This is a genomic window from Roseateles koreensis (assembly GCF_028595305.1).
Lineage (GTDB): Bacteria > Pseudomonadota > Gammaproteobacteria > Burkholderiales > Burkholderiaceae_C > Paucibacter_A > Paucibacter_A koreensis.
The window spans coordinates 231,742-253,756 of record NZ_JAQQXS010000003.1 but is presented as its reverse complement, the minus strand read 5'-3'; the positions used below and the strand labels follow the sequence as shown (position 1 = coordinate 253,756).

Annotated in this window: 22 protein-coding genes; 17 read left to right on the top strand and 5 right to left on the bottom strand. The window is 62.4% G+C overall.

Annotation, left to right across the window (positions count from 1 at the left end):
* The first annotated feature begins 6 nt into the window (after positions 1-6).
* Genes PRZ01_RS04615 through tolA form a run of 5 tightly spaced genes read left to right on the top strand, consistent with a single transcriptional unit; the run spans position 7 to position 3,767 of the window.
* A complete protein-coding gene (locus tag PRZ01_RS04615) occupies positions 7-1,200 on the top strand; it encodes a pyridoxal phosphate-dependent aminotransferase (RefSeq protein ID WP_273595584.1) in 1,194 nt (397 codons plus the stop codon).
* Positions 1,197-1,643, top strand: a complete 447-nt coding sequence (ybgC, locus tag PRZ01_RS04610) for a tol-pal system-associated acyl-CoA thioesterase (RefSeq protein ID WP_273595583.1) — start codon at positions 1,197-1,199, stop codon at positions 1,641-1,643. Before PRZ01_RS04615 ends, ybgC begins: the two co-directional genes overlap by 4 nt.
* Positions 1,640-2,332 (top strand): protein TolQ, encoded by a 693-nt coding sequence (tolQ, locus tag PRZ01_RS04605; protein WP_273595582.1) that lies wholly within the window; start codon positions 1,640-1,642, stop codon positions 2,330-2,332. Before ybgC ends, tolQ begins: the two co-directional genes overlap by 4 nt.
* An 18-nt stretch (positions 2,333-2,350) precedes the next feature.
* Complete coding sequence (tolR, locus tag PRZ01_RS04600) at positions 2,351-2,806, top strand: protein TolR (RefSeq protein ID WP_273595581.1); 456 nt, start codon at positions 2,351-2,353, stop codon at positions 2,804-2,806.
* Between the two features lie 16 nt (positions 2,807-2,822).
* The gene (tolA, locus tag PRZ01_RS04595) at positions 2,823-3,767 is read left to right on the top strand and encodes a cell envelope integrity protein TolA (protein ID WP_273595580.1); all 945 of its coding nucleotides are present in this window, start codon (positions 2,823-2,825) and stop codon (positions 3,765-3,767) included.
* Positions 3,768-3,786: 19 nt separating this feature from the next.
* On the opposite strand, the gene PRZ01_RS04590 is transcribed toward tolA, so the two are convergent.
* Genes PRZ01_RS04590 through PRZ01_RS04570 form a run of 5 tightly spaced genes read right to left on the bottom strand, consistent with a single transcriptional unit; the run spans position 3,787 to position 7,372 of the window.
* Positions 3,787-4,863 (bottom strand): DMT family transporter, encoded by a 1,077-nt coding sequence (locus PRZ01_RS04590; protein ID WP_273595579.1) that lies wholly within the window; start codon positions 4,861-4,863, stop codon positions 3,787-3,789.
* A gap of 18 nt (positions 4,864-4,881) precedes the next feature.
* Complete coding sequence (locus PRZ01_RS04585) at positions 4,882-5,373, bottom strand: DoxX family protein (protein WP_273595578.1); 492 nt, start codon at positions 5,371-5,373, stop codon at positions 4,882-4,884.
* Positions 5,374-5,422: 49 nt separating this feature from the next.
* On the bottom strand, positions 5,423-6,178 hold the full coding sequence (locus PRZ01_RS04580; protein WP_273595577.1) for an HvfC/BufC family peptide modification chaperone: 756 nt from the start codon (positions 6,176-6,178) through the stop codon (positions 5,423-5,425).
* 14 nt (positions 6,179-6,192) lie between these two features.
* Entirely contained in the window at positions 6,193-7,056 is an 864-nt protein-coding gene (locus PRZ01_RS04575; protein WP_273595576.1) for a DUF692 domain-containing protein, read from the bottom strand.
* A gap of 31 nt (positions 7,057-7,087) precedes the next feature.
* Positions 7,088-7,372 (bottom strand): BufA1 family periplasmic bufferin-type metallophore, encoded by a 285-nt coding sequence (locus tag PRZ01_RS04570; RefSeq protein ID WP_273595575.1) that lies wholly within the window; start codon positions 7,370-7,372, stop codon positions 7,088-7,090.
* 140 nt (positions 7,373-7,512) lie between these two features.
* Here PRZ01_RS04570 and PRZ01_RS04565 point away from each other — a divergent pair, with 140 nt between their 5' ends.
* The 12 genes from PRZ01_RS04565 (at position 7,513) to PRZ01_RS04515 (ending at position 22,003) form a co-directional block, all read left to right on the top strand.
* On the top strand, positions 7,513-8,088 hold the full coding sequence (locus PRZ01_RS04565; RefSeq protein ID WP_273595574.1) for a sigma-70 family RNA polymerase sigma factor: 576 nt from the start codon (positions 7,513-7,515) through the stop codon (positions 8,086-8,088).
* Positions 8,028-8,288: an anti-sigma factor family protein gene (locus tag PRZ01_RS19225; RefSeq protein ID WP_338111452.1), complete on the top strand. Its 261-nt coding sequence runs from the start codon at positions 8,028-8,030 to the stop codon at positions 8,286-8,288. Before PRZ01_RS04565 ends, PRZ01_RS19225 begins: the two co-directional genes overlap by 61 nt.
* Positions 8,289-8,426: 138 nt before the next feature.
* Positions 8,427-10,967 (top strand): GspE/PulE family protein, encoded by a 2,541-nt coding sequence (locus PRZ01_RS04560; protein WP_273595573.1) that lies wholly within the window; start codon positions 8,427-8,429, stop codon positions 10,965-10,967.
* Between the two features lie 7 nt (positions 10,968-10,974).
* Entirely contained in the window at positions 10,975-12,717 is a 1,743-nt protein-coding gene (locus PRZ01_RS04555) for a GspE/PulE family protein (protein WP_273595572.1), read from the top strand.
* A 2-nt stretch (positions 12,718-12,719) separates the two neighbouring features.
* The gene (locus PRZ01_RS04550; protein ID WP_273595571.1) at positions 12,720-13,955 is read left to right on the top strand and encodes a type II secretion system F family protein; all 1,236 of its coding nucleotides are present in this window, start codon (positions 12,720-12,722) and stop codon (positions 13,953-13,955) included.
* Positions 13,956-14,151: 196 nt separating this feature from the next.
* On the top strand, positions 14,152-14,538 hold the full coding sequence (locus PRZ01_RS04545) for a type II secretion system protein (protein ID WP_273595570.1): 387 nt from the start codon (positions 14,152-14,154) through the stop codon (positions 14,536-14,538).
* Between the two features lie 13 nt (positions 14,539-14,551).
* Entirely contained in the window at positions 14,552-15,034 is a 483-nt protein-coding gene (locus PRZ01_RS04540) for a prepilin-type N-terminal cleavage/methylation domain-containing protein (protein ID WP_273595569.1), read from the top strand.
* Positions 15,031-15,612: a type IV pilus modification PilV family protein gene (locus PRZ01_RS04535; protein ID WP_273595568.1), complete on the top strand. Its 582-nt coding sequence runs from the start codon at positions 15,031-15,033 to the stop codon at positions 15,610-15,612. Before PRZ01_RS04540 ends, PRZ01_RS04535 begins: the two co-directional genes overlap by 4 nt.
* Positions 15,599-16,462, top strand: coding sequence for a PulJ/GspJ family protein (locus PRZ01_RS04530; RefSeq protein ID WP_273595567.1), 864 nt, complete (start codon positions 15,599-15,601; stop codon positions 16,460-16,462). Before PRZ01_RS04535 ends, PRZ01_RS04530 begins: the two co-directional genes overlap by 14 nt.
* Complete coding sequence (locus tag PRZ01_RS04525; protein ID WP_273595566.1) at positions 16,443-16,898, top strand: agglutinin biogenesis protein MshP; 456 nt, start codon at positions 16,443-16,445, stop codon at positions 16,896-16,898. Before PRZ01_RS04530 ends, PRZ01_RS04525 begins: the two co-directional genes overlap by 20 nt.
* 7 nt (positions 16,899-16,905) lie before the next feature.
* Positions 16,906-20,934 carry a DUF6701 domain-containing protein gene (locus PRZ01_RS04520; protein ID WP_273595565.1) on the top strand — a complete coding sequence of 1,343 codons (4,029 nt, stop codon included), beginning with the start codon at positions 16,906-16,908 and terminating at the stop codon, positions 20,932-20,934.
* Between the two features lie 13 nt (positions 20,935-20,947).
* Positions 20,948-22,003: a type IV pilus biogenesis protein PilM gene (locus PRZ01_RS04515; RefSeq protein ID WP_273595564.1), complete on the top strand. Its 1,056-nt coding sequence runs from the start codon at positions 20,948-20,950 to the stop codon at positions 22,001-22,003.
* The last annotated feature ends 12 nt before the right edge of the window (positions 22,004-22,015 follow it).

Genomic DNA, 22,015 nt, shown 5'->3' with positions numbered 1-22,015 from the left:
CGCCCGATGAAACTCGCCAGCCGGCTCGACGAGATCGAGCCTTTTTACGTCATGGAATGTGCCAAGGCGGCAAACGCCCTGGCAGCCAGCCCCTTGTGCGACCCCGCCCAAGGGGGGCGCCCCATGATTTACCTGAATATTGGTGAACCCGATTTCGGGGCGGCGCAGGCGGTGCAGGCGGCCGCTGCGTCCTGCATTGCCCAGGGGCAGACCCAGTACACCTCGGCGTTGGGCCTCCCGGCCCTGCGCCAAGCCCTCTCCGACTGGTACGCCCAGCGCTTTGGCTTGCAAATTGCGGCTGAGCGCATCGTGATCACTGCGGGCGCTTCTGCCGCGCTGCAACTGGTGTGCCTGGCCTTGTTTGAGCGCGGCGACGAAGTGCTGATGCCCGACCCCTGCTACCCCTGCAACCGGCACTTTGTGGCGGCGGCAGACGCGCGCGCTGTTTTGCTACCAACCGGCCCTGAGCAGCGCTTTCAACCCAGCTGCGCGCAAGTGCGCGAGGCCTGGGGGCCGCACACCCGGGGCGTTTTGCTGGCCTCGCCCAGCAACCCGACCGGCACCTCGATCGAGCCCACCGAGATGCGCGCCATCGTCGAGGCCGTGCGTGCAAAAGGCGGCGTCACCATCGTCGATGAAATCTATCTCGGCCTCAGCTACGACCCGCATTTCGAAACCTCGGCACTGAGGTTGGGTGAGGACGTCATCTCGGTGAACAGCTTCTCCAAATACTTCGGCATGACTGGCTGGCGGCTGGGCTGGGTTGTTCTGCCCACTGAAATGGTGGCGCCCATTGAAAAATTGGCGCAGAACCTGTTCATTTGCCCCTCCACCATCGCACAGCATGCCGCACTGGCAGCGTTTGAGCCGGCCTCGATGATTGAGTTTGAGCGTCGCCGTGCCGATTTTCGCGCCCGGCGTGACTACATCGTGCCCGCCCTACAGGCGCTTGGATTCAAGGTGCCGGTGGTCCCCGACGGTGCCTTTTATGTGTGGATGGACTGCAGCGCCTTCAGCGTCGACGCCTGGGACTTCGCCTTCACCTTGATGCATAACGCACAAATCGCACTGACACCCGGCCGTGACTTTGGTCGGCAGGGCGCCGAACGCTGGCTGCGTTTGTCCTTCGCCAGCAGCATGGCGGAGTTACAGGAAACCGTGGCCCGCCTGGCCCAAGTGCTGCCGCAATATCGCCAATGAACGAACCCACGTCTGCCTACCAACACCTGGTGCGCTGTTATTGGGAAGATACCGACGCCGGTGGCGTGGTGTTCTACGCCAACTACCTGAAGTTTTTCGAACGGGCGCGCACCGAGTGGCTGCGCGCGCTGGGCTTCGAGCAAGAAGCCATGCGGCGGACGCAGGGCGTGATGTTTGTCGTTGGCAGCACGCAAGTGAAGTACCTGCGCCCGGCGCGGCTGGACGATCTGCTGCGTGTCACGGTTGAAATCCGCGATCTGGGCCGTGCCAGCATGGTGCTGTTCCAGCAAGCCTGGCGCGGCGATTGCCTGCTGGCGGAGGGCGAGATTCGCATCGGCTGCGTCGCCAGCCCAGGCCATGCCAGCCCGCCGACAGCCTCCAGCGACGATTTCAAAACCACCCGAATTCCAGCCGCGCTCATCGCAGCACTCGAGTCCAAATGAACCAAGACCTCTCCATCGTTACCCTGATCCTGCACGCCAGTTTTGCGGTGCAAATGGTCATTGCGGCCCTGCTGACTGTCTCCCTGGCCAGTTGGAGCGTGATCTTCAGCAAGCTGATTTCCATCAAACGCATCAACAGCGGCAATGAGGCCTTCGAGCAAGAGTTCTGGTCAGGCAAGAATCTCAACGAGCTCTACAACGGCGTGGCCAACCGGGTCGACGGCGCGCCGTTGGAGCGCATTTTTGCCTCCGGCATGCGCGAGTTCTTGAAGCTGCGCGAACGCCGTGTCACCGAGCCCAGCGCTCTGCTGGACGGTGCCCGCCGCGCCATGCGCGCCAGCTTTCAGCGCGAGTTGGATGCCATGGAAAGCAACCTGTCCTTCCTGGCTTCCGTGGGCTCTGTGTCGCCATATGTGGGCTTGTTCGGCACCATCTGGGGCATCATGCACGCCTTCGTCGGCCTCTCCAACTTGACCCAGGTGACCCTGGCCACGGTCGCCCCGGGCATTGCTGAGGCATTGGTGGCCACGGCCATTGGCCTGTTTGCCGCCATCCCTGCCGTGCTCGCCTATAACCGCTTTGCCCGCCAGATTGACCGCAGCGCAATCACGCTGGAGTCCTTCATCGAAGAGTTCTCCAACATCTTGCAGCGCAACGCCAGCCAGCCCCCCGTGGCTGGCACGCGCTGATCCGAAGCCGCACACGCCATGGCTGCCATCAGCTCACGCGGCTCGCGCCGCCGCCGCACCATCAACGAAATCAATATGGTGCCCTTCATTGACGTGATGTTGGTGCTGCTGATCATCTTCATGGTCAGCGCACCCCTGATCACCACGGGCGTGGTGGACCTGCCCAGCGTGGGCCGAAGCCGTGCGCAGCCCGAGCATGTGATCCACGTCATCGTCGGGCCTGACGAAAAACTCAAGCTCAAGGTCGACAAGGAAGAGCCCGCCGCCATCACGCTCAAGCAGGTGGCCGACAAGGTGCGGACCGCGCAAGCCGGCGAGGCCAGCACGCCGGTGGTGATCTCGGCGGACAAAAGCGTCAAGTACGAGGCCGTAGTCAAGGTGATGGACGTGCTGCAGTCCGCCGGCGTCCAACGTGTTGGCCTGGCTGTTCGCAACGGCGGCGGCAGTGCCGACGGTGAACGCAAGGCTCCGTGAAAGCTTTTCAGCGCGCATGAGCACCCTCACCCTGCCGCCGTCCGACCCACTCCGCCCCCCGGCGCCGCCGGGCCTGGGCCGTGGCTTTGCATTTGCCTTGATCGCCCACGCTGCCTTGCTGGCTGCGCTGAGCGCGGGGGTGAGCTGGCGCAATCAGGAGACCCCGGCCTTCGAGGCCGAGCTGTGGTCGGCCGCGCCTCAGGCGGCCGCCCCCAAAGAACAAGCCCCGCCGACGCCTGAACCTGAAACCGAACCCAGCCCGCCACCCAAGCCCGTTGTCGCGCCGCCGCCACCGCCGCCCGTGGACAACCACGCCGAGCGCGATGCTGAGATTGCCATCGCCAAAGCCAAGGACAAGAAAAAGAAGGAAGCCCAGGAATTGCAGCGCCAGGCTGAACTCGAAGCCCAGCGCAAGAAGGACAAAGAGCGTGAAGCGGCCGAGCGCGAGCGGCTGGAAAAGCTCCAGAAACTCGAAAAGCGTCAAAAGCAAGAAATGCAGGAGAAGCTGGACAAGCAAGCCGCCGAGGCCAAACAAAAGTCCAGGCAAGATGCTGACGCCAAAAAGAAAAGTGACGCCGCCCGCGACGCCAAGGCCGAAGCCCAGCGCCAGGACAATCTGCGTCGCATCCAGGGCATGGCGGGCGCCACCGGGGCGCCTGACGCCCGGGGCACCGCGCTACAAGCCTCTGGCCCCTCGGCCAACTACGCCGGCCGCATCAAGGCCCGCATCCGCCCCAACATCATTTATCCCGACACCAGCAGCGCCAACCCGGTGGCCGAGGTGGAGGTTCGCACCGCGCCTGACGGCGCTATTCTGTCGCGCAAGCTGCTCAAGCCCAGTGGCGATGGCGACTGGGATGCCGCCGTTTTACGCGCCATCGACAAGACCGAAATCTTGCCGCGCGACACCGATGGACGTGTCCCCTCGGTGCTGGTGATCAGCTTCAAACCGCGCGAGTAAACACGAGATTTCTGTCGGCTCAATGCGGGTGCACATGGTGCGCGTCGGGCACATGGGCATGCCGATGCTGCTTGGGCGCATGTAGATGCCAATGGCTGTGCTCACCCTGCACCGGGCGCGCATGACCATGTTCGTGGTCATCGTGGTGCCCGTCGTCGTGGCGATGGGCGTGCTCATGGGCCAGCGCCGCGTGAAGATGCGCATGGTCATGCGACTCTGCCAGATGCAGCAACACGCCAGGCCCCATCAGCGCGGCCGCCCCCACCAAATAGGCCGCCCCCGAACGCTCCCCCATGGCATAGGCCAGCGCTGCGCCAACGAAGGGGGCAAAAGCGAACACCGAGCCCGTGCGTGCAGCACCAATAGCGCGTTGGGCCAGCAGGTAAAAGCGCAAGCTCAAGCCATACGCCGTGGCCCCAATCAACAGCAAGCCCGCAGCGCCCCCCAAAGTCGGCAGCGACTCGTTGAACAGCAAGGCCAAGCTACCCGTCACCGCCGCGCCCAAGCCCCCCTTGAGCATGACGACATGGCCAGGATCGCGCCCGGCCAAGGCGCCTGACAGGGTGTTGTCCAAGCCCCAAGCCGCCGTGGCGACCAAAACCGCCAGCAAACCCCAAGCCTGCGCAGAGCCCGTCGCCACGCTGTCCCAGGCCAGCACCATCCCTCCCAGCGTCAGCAAACCCAGCGCCAAGACCACCCGCTTCTCCAGGGCCTCGTGGCAGAACAAGCGCGCCAGCACGGCGGTGAACACCGCTTCCAGGGTCAGCATCAAGGAGGCGCTGGTGCCACTGGTGTGCTGCAAGCCCCACACCAAGGCCACCGGCGCCAAGCCCGCCCCAAAACCCGCCATCAGCAGCAGGCGACCCCAGTCGCCCTGCTGCACCCGGGCTTCAGCGGCAAGTGGCCGCCGCAGCAACAGCCCCACGCCACTGGCTCCGGCATACAACAAGGCCGCCGTCCCCAAGGGCCCCACGCCCTGTCCCCAGCGCTGAACCAGGGGCGTGCTCACCCCAAACAGCAGCGCCGCCAGCAACGCGAACAAACTACCCCGCAAGGCGGGCCAACGTGGGTGCGGGTGTTCATCAAAATTTGGCATGGACGCAACTGTAGGCCATCAAGTTTTCACTCGCTGCAGCCACGCATCCACCGACCAGCGCCCCGCCCCCCACAGCGCCACCGACAGCAACAACACACCCCACAACTGGTGCCCCGCCAAGGCAGCCGGCGCGATATCACTGAGACTCAGCACCGCCACAAGATTGACCACACTCAAACCCAGTGCGGCAAAACGCCCCCCAGCCCCCAGGCACAGGAGCACCGGCAATCCCAGTTCGCCGCCGGTGCCTAGATAAGCGGCCAGTTCCGGCGGCAACAAGGGCACTTGGTACTCATCAGCGAACAGCGCCAAGGTACTTTGCCAATCATGGATTTTCGTCAAACCGGAGAGAAAGAAGACACGGGCCACGTACCAGCGTGCCAGCAACAAGGCCAGCGATTGCGCCTGGCCCAACACCGCCCGAATCCACGCAGCCAGGCGGGAATCGGCCGGGTGATGCAAACCAGGGTCCACAAAGAAGCGCCCGATGGCGCAAAGAATATTTTTCATGATCACTCCATCAAAAATGAATGTTGCGGAGGCTGCCCGGTCACAGCACTCAAATGATGTCAACCGATTGCAGCCAGCCGTCCTGCAGCGCACGCTGCAGGTATTGCGAAAAATCGAAGTCGGGCGCATCTTCCAACGCCATCAACAAGGCGTGATGAAGGCTCTGCCCCGCCTGAATTGCAGCCATGAAGCTGAAACTCCCGGCATCCAGTTCTGCGCAGCGCGCCTGCCAGGCGCAGCGCCAAACCAGCACCCGGCCACTTGGCGCAGGGCACGCCAAACACGCTGCAGCCATGGGGGCTACCCGCAACAACGCGAGACCCGGGCGAAGCGTCAAACGCAGCGCCTCGGGGTCATGGCCGTGCAACAAATCCAGTGAAACCGCGTTCAAGACACTGTCTGCCGCACGCTGCGCCAGATGCACAGCCCACTCCATGCGCGCCACATCGCACAGCCAAAGATCCATGCCCTTCTGCGCGGCCAAAAATTCAGGCAACGCCTCGCCCCAGCGGCCAAGGTCGCCGCAGCCAGGCGGACGCGCGCGCCAGAACGCCCAGGCCATCGCCGTGAAGGAGTCGAGGCCTAGTTGAAATTTCACACGGGGATAGGCCCCCGCCAGAACCCGCTCCGCCAAGGCTTGCGCATGGCCCCGGTACGCCGCCAAGCCTCGCGCCAGGCGCACGCCCGGCAAGGCCCTCAGCAGGGTCGATGCGGGCGGGCTGTCAGCCCCCAACTTGCCTTGGATCGCGCACAGCAATGTTTGCTGAGCCTGTACCCGGTTCTGGGTCTGTACCTGCGTCTGCATTTGCGCCTTTGCTTTCATTGCAAGGCACCTGCGAGCCGATGACGCGCCTCGTCGGCTTCGTCAAGCAAGACGTCCAACACCGGCAGATCGGTGTCCCATTCGATCAAACTGGGCTGCGGGCCGCAATGCCGCAATGCATGGGCGTAAACCTGCCACACCGCCGCAGACACGCGGCTGCCGTGGTCGTCGATGACGATGTCGGGCAGCGCGGTATGGCCAGCAAGGTGGATTTCAGCCACGCACCGCGGGTTCAGCGCATCAATCCACGCACAGGCAACGTCCACCGCTTCTGCCGCGCTAACGCCTGTGTTACGCGCATTAACCACCAGGTTATTGACATCCAACAGCACGCGGCAACCGCTGCGCTGAGTCAGTTGGTTGAAGAATTCGGGCTCCGCCAAGGTGTCGCCGGCCCAGCCCAAATAGGCGCTGATGTTCTCCACCAACAAGGGGCGGTGCAAACGCTCCTGCACCTGCTGCACATGGTGCACCATGAGATTCAGGCTGAGATCATCAAACGCAATCGGCAACAGATCGCCGGCATGCGCATGAGATCCCGCCACGGCAACCCGCGCAAAGCACGCATGGTCTGACACCCGAACCGGATCGACGTGGGCAACCAGCGCCGCCAAACGTTCGAGGTGCCAGGCATCCACACCCGCCGCCGACCCCAGCGACAAGCCTACGCCGTGCAGGCTGATCGGGTAATGGGCACGCGCCTCAGTCAGCAGCGCAAGCGAGGCGCCGCCTTCGGCAAAGAAATTCTCCGAGTGCACTTCCAAAAAGCCCAGCGGTGGCAGCGTCTCCAGCAAAGGCAGGTAGTGCGACTGCCGCCATCCAATGCCGATAAGTTCGACACTTTCGACCCGTTCGACCATAGCTCTACTCCCTGCACCTTGACGGATGCGCTTACTTTTTGCCCAGTCGAGCTTTGGCTTCGGCAGGGCTCAAGCCATTCAAGCCCTTGCAAGCGCCTTTGGGCACGTACTTCCATTCGTCAGGCGACTGGGCCGCGGTGGCCTGGCCGGCACAGGAGTGGCTGCCACTCAGATTGGCGCAGTCGTTTTGGCCCGCCTGGGTGATGCCGTAACATTTTTCCCGAGCGGTTTTTTCGTCGGCAGCAGCGGCCTGTGCCACACAACCCAAGGCCAGGGCGCCAGCCAATGCGGAAGAAACAAGATAAGACGTTTTCATGAGGCGTGCTCCATACAAAAACAAAGTGAAGTTCAATTCAGCGTGGGGCTCAAACCGCAAGCGCAAGCCACCGACATGTACTGCGTCGGCTGGACGCCTACATTCCTTACACTGCGGCCAGTGCCTTTTGAAAGTTATGCATGTCTGACATCGCCGATCAACTCCAAGCCCTGCGGCCTCAACTGCTCAAGTACGCCCAGCTGCAGTTGCGCAACAGCGCCTGGGCGGAGGATGCGGTGTCGGAAACGCTGTTGGCCGCCCTTGAAAAACCGCAGAATTTCGGCGGCATGTCCCAGCTCAAAACGTGGTTGATTGGCGTCTTGAAGCACAAGTTGGTCGATCAGATTCGCCGCAACAGCAAAGAGATGTCCACCACCCGTGACGACGAACGGGACCTGGACGACGACTTGTTTCTGCCCGACGGCCATTGGCGCGACATGCCGCAGGATTGGGGCGATCCCGAGCACTGCTTGCGTCAACTGGACTTCATGCGCGTGCTGGAAGCCTGCGTCGAACATCTCCCCGGCCAACAGGGCCGCTTGTTCATGATGCGAGAGTGGCTGGAGCTGGAGTCAGAAGAAATCTGTAAGGCCTTGAGCATCAGCACGACCAATCTGTGGGTCATGTTGCATCGCGCCCGACTGCGCCTGCGGGAATGCCTTCAATTGAACTGGTTTGGCGCCACGGCGCCGGCGGATGCCGGAGAAAAATTTTGAAAGTCATGCGCAATTGCCGAGAAATCACGGCCCTTGTTTTGCAAGCCGAAGACCGCAAACTGGGCCCAGCCGAACGCGTAAGCGTGCGACTGCACATGATGATTTGCCAAGCCTGCCCACGATTTTTGCGCCAACTTCAGCTGATGCGCCGCGCCAGTACCCAATGGCGCAATTACAGTGCGGAACAGCACGAGGACTGACCCGGCCTCACCCTGTATTTCCTAAATTAGCCCACCCGCAACTCCGCGTAGCATGTGGCAGTTAGCAGAGCGAGTGCCCGTCTTGCGCCTTTTTTTATGCCATTGAGCCTGTTCGTTCGTCAGTCCTCGGAGATTTGAATGCCTGATTTGTCTGCCCCGCTGAACTGGCCTCACGGCAAAGCCGACATGAGTGCGACCGAGACAAGCGAGTTCGCTGACAAACAACAAGACTTCAGTTGGCCGATGCCGCCCTTCCCGGCCTACCCCTCTGCGCTGACGCAATCGAGCCCAGAGCCTTGTGAAGTGCTGGGCGTCAACGGCAGCCGCAGTCCGGGGCATCTGATCCTGTTGTCCCCCCAAGAACGGGTGGCACAGATTCTGGTGCCGCCTGCCCGTCATGCCGTGCCCTTGAAGTTCGCACAATTCCGGGTGCTGCGCCTGTTGCGCCCCGTCCATGTTCCCGCGCGCGATGAAAGCGCCACGGATGCCGGCCTGATGCTGGACCAACGCCCCCGCAGCCCCTATCGTCTCAAATTGGCGGACGGCGGAGAAATGAAGGGGCGCACCATTGGCCATCACCAAAACGAGCTTGGCTTGTTCTTGTTTCAGCCGCTCAGCGACACCGACGATTCAGTGTTGCGGCTGTTCATTCCGCGCGAAATGATCAGCCAGGCGGAAGTGGGCGAGCGCATCGGCGACGTGCTGCTGAAAGCGAACCTGGCCACCGCCGCTCAAATCAACGCGGCCGTCAACGAGCAGCAGGGAATGCGCGCCCGCCGGGTGGGCGATATCTTGGTGGCCGCGCGCATCGTTCAGGCTGACCAACTGATGCAAGCCATCGCCCAGCAGGCCAGCATGCCCATGGTGCGTATCGGCGAAGCCTTGCTGGCCCTGGAATTGATCACCCAGGAGCAACTCGACCACGCACTGAACCTGCAACGCGATGACCGCTCGGTACCCCTGGGCGAACTGCTGGTGCGCAAGGGGATTGTTTCTCGCCAGGCCTTGCAGTCCGCCTTGGCCCGCAAGATGGGTTATCCGGTGGTGGATGTCGACAACTTCGCCATCGAGGTTGAGTCCCTCAAAAAACTGCCCTTCACCGCCGCTAAGCGGCTGGAGGTGTTGCCCTTGCTCATGCGAGATGGCCGACTGATTGTGGCCATGGAAGACCCCACGCGGCGCGATGCCCTGGACGAGGTCGAATTCATCACCCAGCTGAAGGTCATCCCGACTTTGACCAAGCTCGGCACGGTGCACAGTGCGATCGCCTATGCCTATGAGCGCAGCGGCAACGACACCGGCCTGCGCGGCGAAACCATTCCGGGCATGTCAGGCCTTGATTTTTCGCTCGATAAAGCCGACCAGCTGATCGAAACGCTGGAGCGTGAAGTCGGCGACCGCGGGGGCCGTGACGATGAATTTCAGATCGAGCAAAGCGACAACTCGCTGGTGCGCCTGATCAACACCATGATCATCGAAGCCAGCACGCAAGGCGTCTCCGACATCCACATCGAAACCTACCCCGGACGCGAGAAGCTCAAGATCCGCTTCCGCAAAGACGGCGTGCTCAAGCCCTATCTGGAGTTGCCCAACACCTATCGCAACGCCATGATCGCCCGCATCAAGATCATGTGCGAGCTGGACATTTCGGAGCGCCGCAAGCCGCAGGACGGCAAGATCAATTTCGCCCGTTTCTCCCCGCAGCACAGGCTGGAGTTGCGGGTAGCGACCATCCCGACCAACAACGGCCTGGAAGATGTGGTGATGCGGCTATTGGCCTCCTCCAAACCGATTGAGCTGAACAAGCTCGGCCTCACCAGCCGCAACCTGGACGAACTGAAGAAGGCCGTCAGCCGCCCCTACGGCATGGTACTGTGCGTGGGCCCCACGGGTTCCGGGAAAACAACCACCCTGCATTCGGCGCTGGGCCATATCAATACACCGGATCGCAAAATCTGGACTGCAGAAGACCCGGTTGAGATCACGCAGACCGGCCTGCGCCAGGTGCAGGTCAACCCCAAGATCGACTGGACCTTTGCCAAGGCGCTGCGCGCCTTTCTGCGGGCCGACCCGGACGTCATCATGGTCGGCGAAATTCGGGACGAAGAAACGGCAGCCATTGCTGTCGAGGCCTCGCTGACCGGCCACATGGTGCTGTCCACGTTGCATACCAACAGCGCTCCCGAAACCATCACCCGCCTGCTGGACATGGGCATGGACCCCTTCAATTTCGCCGACTCCTTGCTGGCCGTGCTGGCGCAGCGCCTGGTGCGACGCCTTTGCCCGGCCTGCCGCACTTCGACGCCACTCAACGAAGCCGATCTGAGTGAATGGCTGGACGACTACTTGCATGTCTACCCCGCCGCCATCCGCCCCCCGCGCCAAACGGTGCTCGACAGCTGGGTCAAAACCTACGGGCATGGCGGACAACTGCTGAAGTACCAAAGCGCCGGCTGCGCCACCTGTGACAACAGTGGCTACAAGGGGCGGGCGGGGCTGCACGAATTACTGGTGGTGTCCAAGACGCTGCGCTATCAGGTCCAAACCGGCGCCCGGGCCGAGGAGTTGCAGCACACGGCCTTGGCTGAGGGCATGCTTTCGCTGCGGCAAGACGGCATTCTGAAAGTGCTGCAAGGCATCACCCTCATGGCCGAAGTGCGCGCCACCAGCAACACCTGACACCGCCATGACGACAGACACGCGCAACGCCAGTTCAGACAATGCCTCGAACCCGCCCCAGAAAATGCGTCTGGGCGACGTGCTGGTGCAGCAACAACTGATCTCGGAGCAACAACTTCAGCAAGCCCTTGAACTGCAGCGCGCCACCGGCAAAAAGCTGGGCCGGCTGCTGATTGACGCCGGGCTGATCACCGAAGAAGCCCTGGCGCATGTACTGGCCCGCCAGCTGCGTATCCCCTTCGTCAATCTGAAGACGTTTCCACTCAAGACCGAGCTGGTACGCCTGCTGTCGGAAACACCGGCGCGGCGATTTAGGGCCATCGTGCTGGAAGACCGGGGCGAGGCCCTGCTGGTCGCCATGGCCGACCCACTGGACCTGTTTGCATACGACGAGCTGAGCCGCGTGCTCAAGCGCCGCATCAGTATGGCCGTGGTGGCGGAGAGCCAGCTGCCCGCTGCGTTTGACCGTCACTACCGCCGCAGCGAAGAAATCAGCGGCCTGGCCAAGGCGCTTGAAAAAGACATCGGCGACGCGGTTGACTTCGGCGCCCTGCAAGCCAGCGTGGGTCAGGAAGGCGCGCCGGTGGTGCGGCTGCTGCAAAGCGTGTTTGAGGATGCCAGCCAGGCTGGCGCTTCAGACGTGCACATCGAACCCCAAGAGGGCGAGCTACTGATCCGCACCCGCATCGACGGTGTGCTGCAAACCCAGACACAGGCCGACAAGCGCATTGCGGCGGCCTTGTCGCAGCGGCTCAAGCTGATGGCCGGCCTCGACATTTCTGAAAAGCGCCTGCCGCAAGATGGCCGCTTCACCCTGCGCTTGCGCGACAAGACCATCGATGTGCGCTTGTCCACCCTGCCCGGCCAGTATGGTGAATCGGTGGTGATGCGCTTGCTGGGCCAGGGCTCCGCCATTCGTCGGCTGGGCCAAATTGACATGCCCGCCGACATGCTGGCCCGTTTCCGCGAAATTCTCAGCCAGCAGGCCGGCATGATCCTGGTTACCGGCCCCACCGGCTCTGGCAAGACCACCACGCTGTACGCGGCACTGAGCGAGGTCGACGCCGAGCAAAACAAGATCATCACGGTGGAAGACCCGGTTGAATATCGCCTGCCCGGCCTGACCCAGGTGCAGGTGAATGAGAAGATCGAGCTGGACTTTGCCCGCGTGCTGCGCGCCACCCTGCGCCAAGACCCCGACGTGATCCTGGTGGGCGAGATGCGCGATCCACAAACGGTTGAAATCGGCTTGCGGGCCGCCATCACCGGCCACATGGTGCTGTCCACCCTGCACACCCGCGACACCGTGGGCACGCCCTTCCGCTTGCTGGACATGGGCGCCCCCCCGTTCATGGTGGCCACCTCCTTGCAAGCCGTGATTGCCCAGCGCCTGCTGCGCGCGGTGTGCGAGAACTGTGCCGAGCCGCACAGCCCGAACCCACAAGAAGCTGCCTGGCTCGCCGCGGTGGCCGGCGAAGCCGCCGCCGCGAACATTCAAACCAAGAAAGGCGTGGGCTGCACGCACTGCAACGGCTCCGGCTACATCGGGCGGCGTGGCATTTATGAAATGCTGGAAATGAATGCCGACATGTCCGTGGCCATCCAGCGCAGTGACGCGGCCGGCTTCATGCTGGCGGCACGGCGATTCTTGAAAGGCAAGACCTTGGCCGACCGCAGCCTGGCCCTGGTCATCGCCGGCAAGACCTCGCTGGCGGAAGCCATGCGCATTGGCTTCGATTCGGACGACTGAACATGCAAGCCTTTGCCTGGCAAGGCCGCAACAGCCGCGGTGAATTATTGGACGGTGTGCTGGACGCCGCCGACGTTGACGCCGTAGCGGCGCAGCTGATGGCGGGCGGCGTCATTCCCGTCAGCATCACCGTCAACGGGGGCAGCGTGTCGGCCCCCAAGCAAACTATTTTTCAAACGCTGCGCGCCCGGCCTGTCAGCACCGAAGACTGCTTGTTGATGACCCGCCAGCTCTACACCCTGCAACGATCTGGCGTCCCCATCTTGCGAGCGCTGGCGGGGCTGGAAGCCTCCACGGCGCATGTGGCCATGATCGCCCTCCTGCAAGACCTGCGGGCCAGCCTCGATCAGGGCCGCGACCTGTCGACCGCCATGGGCCGGCACGATACGGTCTTCAGCCCCTTCTACATCGCCATGGTGCGGGTGGGCGAGATGACGGGCAAGCTCACCGAGGTGCTGCTGCGCCTCTCGCAGCATCTGGAATTCGAGCTGGACATCCGCGCCCGCATCAAACAAGCCTTGCGTTACCCGACGATGGTGATTGCCGCCATGGCCATTGCCCTGGTGGTCATCAATATTTTCGTGCTGCCGACCTTTGCCACCGTGTTCGCTGGCTTCAAGGCTGAGTTGCCCTTGATGACGCGCATCTTGCTCGGTTTTTCGGCCTGGACCCTGCGCTGGTGGCCAATGGTCGTGGCGGGTTCAGCCGCCATTGTCATGCTGGTACGCGCTTGGCTGGAAACGCCCAAAGGGCGCTATCGCTGGGACCGCCGAAAACTGCGCCTGCCCATCGCCGGAGAGATCATCTTGAAGGCCACGCTGGCCCGCTTTGCCCGCAGCTTCTCGCTGGCCTACAGCTCGGGCGTGCCCATCAGTCAGGCGATGACGGTGGTGGCCCAAACCGTTGAGAACGCCTACATCGGTGGACGCATCGAACAAATGCGGGACGGCGTGGAACGCGGCGAAAGCATTTCACGCTGCGCCGCAGCGGCGGGCGTGTTCACGCCCATCGTGCTGCAAATGATTGCGGTGGGTGAAGAAACCGGCGAGCTTGACGCCCTGATGCTGGAAATCGCCCAGATGTATGAACGCGAGACCGACTACAGCATCAAAGGTTTGTCCGCCTCCATCGAGCCGATTTTGCTGCTGGTGATCGGCGTCATGGTGCTGATCCTCGCGCTGGGTGTGTTTCTGCCGCTGTGGAATCTCGGCCAGGCGGCGATGGGCCGAGGCGGCTGAGGCCGCTCGCAGGTCCATCCGAAACAGCAAGCCTAACCCGACGGGAATTCGTGGTAATTTCATCATAACGATGCAAATTAGCGGGGCGAAGTACATCGATTTTTGAAGTTAGGGTTCTCCCGCCCGATATAAAGTCGTTTGTGCTGCTGTACAGCATTCACCCCCATTCGCTCCATCAATCCTCCGAAGGAAGATCATGAAAAAACAAGCCGGCTTTACCTTGATTGAATTGGTCATGGTGATCGTGATTCTGGGCGTTCTGGCCGCAGTGGCTTTGCCCAAATTCATTGACATCAAGAGCGATGCTCAAAAAGCTGCCGTCGCTGGCGTGGCAGGTGCGCTGAGCAGTGCTTCTGCCGTCAACTATGCGGCGCGCAAGGCAAACTCGACCAAAGGTGTGGCCATCACCACCTGCGGCACGGTGGCCAATGCGTTGCAAGGCGGCATGCCCGCTACCGTGGTGATCACACCCGCCATCGCAGCCTCAGCGGTCTCGGCTGACACTTCGGTGTCCAGTTGCACGGTGCAGGATTCGGTGGATTCGACCATCACGTCCACCTATACCGCCATCGGCATCAACTGAGCCCCCAGCCGGCATGCGAGCCCCTTCTCGGCATGCCAGTCGCTTTGGCGCTGTGAGGCGTTCAGCGGGCTTCACGCTCATCGAATTGGTGATGGTCATCGTCCTGATCGGGACGCTGGCCATATTTGCCTTGCCCAAGTTGATCGACACCACGATGTGGCGGCTGGTCGCTTTCGGTGACGATCTGCAAAGCCAGATGCAGGCCATGTTGCGCCTGTCACTGGTGCAACGCCGCCCCATCATCGCCACGCTCAGCACCACGGGTGTGAGCTTCGCCTATGCCTCCGGCGCGGCGATTGACAGCATGGCCTGCCCCGTCACCGCCAGCCCTTGCATCGCCGAGGCGGGCCCTCGCACCGTAGTGTTCAACGCCAACAACAGCGGCACCAGCCTAACTTCCACCGGGACCGCCATGCCGGTGACCGTCAGCTATGGCAGCTACACCCAGGCCTATGTGGCGGAGACCGACAGCGGCCTGTTCCGCAGAGGGCCATGAAGCATTCACCCCGCCCAACTGCAGGCCAACGCGGCCTGTCGCTGATTGAGTTGATCATGTTCATCGTGGTGGTTGGTGCGGCCTTGGCGGGCGTGCTCAAAATATTTCTACAAGCCGGCAGCACCAGCGCCGATCCCCAAAGCCAACGCCAAGCCCTGGCCGTTGCTGAGTCTCTGATGGAAGAAGTGCAGTTGATGCCCTTCACCTTTTGCGATCCCGACGACGCCCAACTCGAAACCGCCACCAGCAGTGCCATCGGCCCAACAGGCTGCGCCAGCTTGGCGGAGAGCATCGGTCCCGAGTCGGGTGAAACCCGCTACGCCACACCGCAATTCGACAACGTCAACGACTATCACGGCTTTGCCATGAATAGCGGCATTCTCGATATCAGCGGGAGCGCCGTCCCCGGGCTGACCAACTACGCCGCCAGTGTGACGGTGGCCAATGCTGCGTTGGGCACCATCACCCAGGCCAGTGGTGACGCCTTGCTCATCACGGTGACCGTAACAGGCCCTGGCGGCACCCAGGTCGTACTCAGCGGGTATCGCACCCGCCACTCCCCCAATGCCGCGCTCTAGGAAAGCGCTGCAGCAGCGGCGGCAATACGGCTTCACCCTCATCGAGATGGTGATCGTGATTGTCTTGACCAGCATTTTGGCGGCGATTGTCAGCGTCTTCATCGTGGCGCCTGTTCAAGCCTATCTGGCCAGCGCGGCACGCAACCAGATGGTGGATCAAGCTGACACCGCCCTGCGGCGCATCGGCCGTGATCTGGCGCTGTCACTCCCCAACAGCGGTCGCGTCAGCGCTGACGGGCTCAGCCTGGAGTTGATTCCCACCACCGGCGCAGCCCGCTACGCCACGCAAGGTGCAGACCCGCTGCTGTTTGGCGTGCTGGACACCAGCTTCAACCTGGTCGGGCCGGGCTTGACGCTGGGCAGCAACCAGCAACTGGTGTTCTACAACCTGGGCCCGGATGTACCCGATGCCAACGCCTACGCCGACAACAGCGGCGCCGGCACCCAAGCCACCTCCAACCGCCGCATGGCGACGAATGGCGCGGGCCTGGCCACCAATATCACCATCAGTTCGCTCGCCCCGTTACCGGTTGCGCTGCAATCCCCGCCCTACCGGGTCTACGCGGTCAGCACGCCGGTCACGTACCGCTGCGACACCAGTCCCAGTGTGCAAACGCTCAGCCGCTACCAAGGCTATGGTTTTCAAGCCACGCAACCCAATCCACCCAGTGGCGGCACGGTCAGCGTCTTGGCTACTGGGGTCAGGTCTTGCCAGTTCAGCTACGCGCCAGCAGCGGTGGCCTCACGTGCAGCCCTCTTTACGCTGCGCATGACCCTGAACGGCGACTCCCGCTTGAATGCTGAAACCGTCTCGCTTTACCATGCCATCCATGTCGACAACATGCCCTGACTTCGAAAGCCGACGGCAGCTGGGCTTCACCATGATCTCCATGCTGTTCATTTTGGTGGTGTTGGTGGCCCTGGGCGCGGCGATGGCCCGCTTCAGCATGCGCCAGCAACTGGGCTTCAGCAGCGAACTCGCGGCGTCAAAAGCCATGCAAAGCGCCAACGCCGGGCTGGAATGGGCCAATTTGCAAATCCTGCGCGGCGCCAGCGCACCAGCATGCTTCGCCAACACCAACATCGCGCTGACAGGCAATCTGAGCGACTTCGTCGTCACAGTGAATTGCAGCCTCAGCAGCGGGAGCGACGGCGGCACCATCTTCAACTTCTACCAAGTAACGGCCACGGCCTGCAACGCACCAACCGCCGGCGCCTGCCCGACCACCGCGAACTTGAACCCCAGCTATGTTGAACGGCAGCTCACGCGCCGCCTGGTGAGGTGATGCCGCCATGCCCATAAATAATCCACGACCTCGACTGCTGGACTGGCTTGCGCGCTGCTGGCGAAGTGCGTGCCACCTCATCGCGCTAGCCCTGCTCTGCTTGGCCGGCATCGGCTTCAGCCAGCCCGCTCGGGCCACCGCCTACGCCTTTCCGGGCAATCTGCCCGCAGGGTGCACCGCAGCGGGATCGACCTACACCTGCGGCTCATTGACCCTGGGTTATACCGACACCGTCAGCATCGGGACGCCCAAACCTGCCACGCTCAAGTTCACCGGCACACTGAGCATCGACACCAGCGCCACCATCAACGCCGGGGGCGCTGCCAGCGATCTCAATCTTCAGGTGGCGGGCACGCTCACCACGGGCTATCAAACCGTCATCATGGGCAATGTGACGGCGGGCTCGGTCAATGCAACCAATGTGGGCCTGGTGCTCGGCGGCACGCTCACCTCCGCCGGAAGCATCAATCTGGGCGACTGTGTGTCCGTGGGCGGGGCGATCAGCAACAGCGGTGCGAACGCTGTCACCGTGGGCCAGAACTGCGTGATCAACGGCGGCATCACCAGCGCCAGCGGCGCGGTGAGCACGGATTTAAACTCGCAAGTAAAAGGCACTATCGCCACGGCAGGCAACATCAGCGTGGGCCAGGCTTCGGTTGTTACCGGCAATGTGAGCAGCACCGGCGGTACGGTGGCACTCGCGTATCAAGGTCAAGTAACGGGTTATGTAAGTGCCAAAGGGCAAGTCACCTTAGGGCAAGCCACCGTGGTAGGTGGCGATGTCACCAGCACATCAGGCGCCATGATCAGCCTTGATTACCAGGGGCAGGTCGGCGGTAGTTTGAACACGACCGGCTCGATAGTCCTGGCGCAAAATGCGGTGGTATCGGGCAAGATCAATGGCGGCACAGGCTCGGTGAGCTTCGGCTTTTCGGCCAAGGTGGTTGGCGACGTCACCACCACCAGCGGCACGATCTTGTTCAATCAATCGGCCATTGCCCAAGCTTGCGTGCGGTCAAGCTCCTCGGCCAACATCACATTGGAATATCTGGCCAGCATCCACAGCGTGTGTTGTGGTGGCAGTTGCAGCAACAGCTGTGTCACCAACAACACCAGCTACCCCATGCCGCCCGCCTGCATGCCCACGCCCATCGCCGACTACCATTTCGACGAATGCAGCTACAACGGTAACTCAGGTGAAGTGGTGGACAACCGAGGCGGCTACCCCGCCACCGCCGTGTTGGGTGCTACCACGGGTGGCAACGCGCCGGTCGTGCTCAATCGTTATGCCAATCTGACAGGCAGCACGGGCTCGCGCTACATCACGCCCGACACCAACATTCCGATTCCGACCGACTGGAGCGTCAGCACCTGGGTGAAAACCCCGTTCTCGACGGGCGGCAGTCGTTATCACATCCTGGCCTCCATCAGCGGCGGCAGTGACTTGCTGTACACCGATGATCTGAATGGCTTGCAATGGGGCGTCTACACGCCCGGCAACATCGTCAATGGCACCTTCAAATTCAGTAGCTTGGCAGCAGGCTGGCACCACGTCGGTCTGGTAGGCACCGGCGGGCAGACGGCGCTTTATATCGATGGCAGCTACAAAGAAACTGTCAACCTTCAGGCGCGAGGCAATCTAGGCCTGATCGGCGCTTCATGGGACGTGGACGTCGGCACCCACGAAGGGCTCAATGCCCAGATGGACGAATTCATGGTGTTCAACAGCGCCATTTCGTCATCCAACATCAGCACCATCTACACCAACCAAAAGGCCGGTAAAAACTACGATGGCACCAGTCGCAATGCCAGCAGTTGCACCCCTGTGGTGGCGAGCTTTGTTGTCAATGCGGCCACCGGCGCGTCAACCTGCAGCCCGCAGGCATTCACCGTTACGGCCAAAGATGGCAGCGGCAGCACCATCACCAGCTACACCGGCACCATCACCTTGACCAGCAGCACCGGACGCGGTGATTTTTCTGTCAGTAGCGGCCCAGCGCCCTCCGGCACGTTCACGCCGGGCGCGGCCAACAGCGGCCAAGCCAGCTACACCTTTGCGGCGGGCGATGCCGGCGTGGTCAATCTCAAACTGAGCCAAAGCCTGGCCCAGAACGTGGTGATCACAGTTCAAGACAGTAACGTGACCAGCGCCACGGGCACGTCGGCCAGCATCCAGTTCAGAGACAACGCGTTTGTCTGGTCCGAAGACCTGAACAACAAGATCGCCGGCACCAATATCGTCGTGGCCGGCCGCAACCACGACCTGCAGGTCGCGCTCTGGAAGAAGGACGCCACCACCGGCGTCTGCAGCATCGCAACCGACTACACCGGCAGCCGCAATCTCAAGCTTTGGCGCACCGACAACGGCAGCAGCTGGACGGCCCCCTCCATCGTCAGCCCCGCCCTCACCGTGCCCGCCGCCACGCCGGGCAGCAACAACCTGAATGGCCTCAGCTTCACGGCCGGCGTAGCCACCCTGACGTTGGCCACGACCGACATCGGCAAATACACCCTCAATCTGCTTGACGACTCCACCCTCTTTGCTGCCACCAGCATCAACGGCAGCCTGGGGGATCTCACCGTCAGGCCTTTTGCCATCACGGTCAGTGGACTGACGCTCGCTGGCGTCAGCAACCCCGCCGGCAGCGCCGCCACCGATACCAAGTGGGGAGCGGCCGGCGCCACCTTCAGCGCCACCTTGGGGGCCTATCGCTGGAGCGCCAGCGCCGACAGTAGCAACACCGGTACGGTCGACGCCAGCGCCACACTCAGCCAGGTAAGCGCGGGCGGGCTAACGCCCGGGTTCAGCAGCGCCGTGACGCTGAGCCCCAGCAGCGGTAGCCAGACGCCCACGGGTGGCGTGCTGGGTACCCTCAGCAACACCGGCGGCAGTAACCCGGCCATCACGGGCTTCAGCGGCGGCACAGTCACGGTCAGCGATCTCAAGTACAGCGAGGTCGGCAGCTTTTTACTCAACACCAACGGCGTGGTCAACAGTTTTTTGGGTACAACTGGCCTCACTCTGAATGCCACCGTATTCACCGGCAGCGTGCAGAACAACCGCCTGGGCCGTTTCGTGCCCGCCGGGTTCGCGGTCAGCAGTCCGGTGTTAACGAATCGCCTCAACGCCGCCTGCAGCCCGGCATCCACCTTCACCTATCTGGGTGAAGCCTTCAAGATTGGCTTCACACTCACGGCGCAAAACGCTCAGGGCGCCACCACGCAGAATTACACCGGCAGCTTTGCCAAGCTGGCGCTCACCAACCTCAATCCCGCGGGCATTCAGGGCAGCACGCCGTTCAAGACCGGCGCGCGCCTGACGGCCACCAGCAGCGGAACCTGGGGGCTCGGGCAATCCACCGATGTGCAACTGAGCATGGCCGTCTCACGTTTGGCAACGCCCGACGGCCCCTTTGCAGGCAGCAATTTCGGAATCGCACCGGCTGACTCGGATGGCGTGGTCATGAACAGTTATGACCTCGACACCGACAGCCCGGCCAATGGCAACGACCACACCGCCTTGAAGCCCGTCTCGTCGATACAACTGCGCTTCGGACAATTGCGGCTCCAAAACGCCATTGGCTCGCAAAATCGCGACTTGAGCCTGCCCTTGCTGGCACAGTACTGGGATGGCGCAAACTTCATAACTAACACCCTGGACAGTTGCACTTCCGTCGATGCCAAGTCGGTAAATTTCGGAAACTACCGGAAAACACTGAACTCCAGCGACGGTCTCTTGAAAGCCAGCAGCTACACCTTGACCAACGGAAGCAGCGCATTGACCTTGACCAAACCCGGTGGCGGACGCACTGGCAGCCTCGATGTGTCCTTGAGCCTGAGCACCGTAACCGATCAGAGCTGCCTGCAAGCCTGGACACCCGGGGTGGCAGCAACGCTGGCGGCTGGCCTGAGCTATTTGCAAGGGCCTTGGTGCGGCGCGGGGGCAGTCAGCTACAACAAAGATCCGTCAGCCCGAGCCACGTTCGGCTTATATCGGGGGACGGACAGCGTGGTCTATCAACGAGAAAATTATTGATCGAGAGAATGCAATGAAATGGCCCTGGGGGAAGCAAAACAACAAACTGCGCTTGTGCATCCGGTACGGTGACGGCCAGTTCGCCTATGTTTTGTGCGACCCCCAGCTGGCCCAGGGCGAGCCGCTGCGCATCCTGCAATGGGGCACAGTACGTGCTGACGGAGACGACACCGAGACCTTCCACAAGGCCATCCGCTCGCTGGGCCTCAACGCCGGGGAGGTCTTGGCCCTGGCCGAGCCGGGTCAATACCAGACGCTCAAAGTGGACACACCCAACGTGCCCAATGAAGAACTGAAAGCAGCGGCACGTTGGCAAATCAAGGAGATGGTGGACATCCACGTGGACGACCTGACCCTCGACGTCATGCACGTGGGCGGCGACGCCCCCCGCACGCAGCGTCAGTTGTTTGTCATCGCCGCGCGCACCAGCGCCATCACCGAACTCAGCGCCACCTGCCAGGCGCTGCAGATGCCTGTGAGCGTGGTGGACACCTGGGAATGTGCCTTGCGCAACCTGCAAACCCGCCAAGCCCAATCCGAACAACTGGAGGCCCGGGCCACCGCAGCGCTGCTGCTGCAAGACGGGCAATGCCTGCTAACGATCAGCGCTGGCGGTGAACTGTTTTATACCCGCCGGCTCGATGCCGACCCCCGCCTAGACGCCCGCGCCACCGGCACGCTGGCGACCAAACCACAGGTCGACGAACCGCTGGGCTTCGAGTACACCCCGGGCGCTGATTTCAATCCACGCCACGACGATGCTGAAGAGTCGGTGCTGATCATTGAATTGCAACGCTCCATTGACCTGTGGGAGCGCTCCTGGCCTGATTTGCCGCTGGCCCGCTTGTACCTGCTGGCCGCTAAAAATGGGGATGAAGTGGCCGCGCTTCTGCAGCGCGAACTGGGCTTGCGCACCCAGGCCGTGAACCTGGGCGCGCTATTCAGCGGCCTCGACTCAGCTGCCGCAAACCCTGCAATCACAGCAAACACCGATCAGCAAAGCGCCCGCCTGTCAGCCTGCATTCCCTTGCTGGGCGCCGCTTTGCGCCAAGAATCACGCGAGCTCTGAGCGCCAAGCACA